Here is a 1,802-nt window from a genome sequence, read left to right as displayed (position 1 = left end):
TAGCGGTTGGAAAAGAAGTCGACACGAGCGAAGTAGGAATCGGTTTTGCGACCGAAAGCGAGCAACCAGCGCCAAAACCCATAGAACCGAAAGAAAATGTCATTCCACTAACCACGCGGCAAGCAGATCAACCCTATCAGGGCACACGTGCCAAGAACTTGCCTCAGACTGGGGATCAAACTGCTGGCATTCTGCGAGCATGGGGAGTCGCATGTATGATCGCCGTCTTTTGGCTGTTCCTCTTCAAGCAGTTGCGAGAGGAGGAGGACTATGAATAAAATTCTACGTCTTTTCTTTTGTGTCAGCCTGTTGGCAGCACCGTGCTTAGGGGCTGGCACTGCAACGGTCGTTGCAGAAACCGAGATACCAGAAGAAACTGTTGTCTCTACGATTCCAACGATGGCCACTGAGCCAGCGGCGAGTCAGCCGGAGGATTCAGCAACCATTCCTGAAAAGGAACCCGAACCAAGCAAAGACAAACTGGAAGATGTCCCAGAACCGGAAGCGACCAAGGAGTCTGAAGAAGAGGAAGAGAAGCCCGGCAAACAACCTACGACCAAAGGCGCCAGTCCTTACGCGGTCACGTTGATCGAAGGGGTAGATATTGATGCGGCGTTTGCGCAGATGTTAAGGACAAAACCGAATGTTACAAACTTAAATACTTCATGGTCCGGCTATGGAAAAGGACAAGATCAGTTAACGGATATGGATATGGAGGCTGTGACAAATATAGCAGTAAGAGGAGCGTCCCTCACTAGCTTGAAAGGCATCGAATACGCGATAAATCTTGTAGACTTAACTTGCTCACAGAATAGCCTAACCACTTTGGATTTAAGTAACAATCCTTTGTTGGTTAGATTAGACTGCTCACAGAATAGCCTAACCACTTTGGATTTAAGTAACAATCCTTTGCTAACGCATGTGTCTTGTCGTATAAATCAGTTAACTGATCTTGATGTAAGCGATACTCCTGTCTTGACTACATTAGATTGTGCTGGCAATAAGCTAACAAGTTTGGATGTAAGTAACAGTCCTATGTTGACCGTTTTAGAATTGACCAGTAATGCGTTAACAGCTCTGAATGTAAGCAATAATCCTATGTTGACCGATTTAGATTGCTATAATAACAAGTTAACAAGTCTAGATGTAAGTAACAATCCCAACTTAATTTCACTGAACTGCGGGCATAATACTCTGAGTAGTCTAGATTTAAGTGCTACTCCTCTTTTAGAAACATTAATTTGTCATAGCAATTATGAAGGTTCATTAGCTCATCCAACGCTAAGCCACTTAGATCTCAGAAAAAATGTTTTATTGAAGCGGTTGGACTGTTATAGCAACGGTTTTGCTGACAATACCTTAGACTTAACGGGCAATCCACTGCTGGAAAGGTTAATATGTGATCAAAATAATTTTACCACTCTAGATTTATCTAATAACTCTTCGTTAATAGAGTTATCTATAAGTGGAAATCAATTGACAAATCTAAATTTCATAAGCGCGAGTGCTAATCCGTTATTGGTGTCTTTGAGTTGTTCGAACAATAAAATAACCGACATAACTGGAGCATTTGGGTTGACCAATTTGATCCAATTTACGGCTAACAATCAGATGATTCAGTCGGGTATACCACCAATTGCTGGTGGAAACGCGACAGTTGATGTACTAAAAACCTCTGCAAGCACTGGATTAAGTCTCTCCAATATCTCTATTGGCGGTTCACCTATTCTCACACCTAATGGAGATAAAATTGAATTATCCAATGTGACATACGCTGATTTAAATAATAAACAGTTACAGTT

2 protein-coding genes are annotated in these 1,802 nt (G+C 42.2%); both read left to right on the top strand.

All coding sequences use genetic code 11. The features are described from left to right. On the top strand, positions 1-278 hold a 278-nt coding region (locus tag JZO85_RS20875; RefSeq protein WP_207110451.1), incomplete at its 5' end, for an LPXTG cell wall anchor domain-containing protein. Next, positions 271-1,802, top strand: a 1,532-nt coding sequence (locus JZO85_RS20870; protein WP_488350011.1) for a leucine-rich repeat domain-containing protein, incomplete at its 3' end; no start/stop codon positions are given. The genes JZO85_RS20875 and JZO85_RS20870, both read left to right, overlap by 8 nt.

The organism is Candidatus Enterococcus murrayae, assembly GCF_017315985.1.
Lineage (GTDB): Bacteria > Bacillota > Bacilli > Lactobacillales > Enterococcaceae > Enterococcus_A > Enterococcus_A murrayae.
This window is presented reverse-complemented; position numbering and strand designations above follow the sequence as displayed.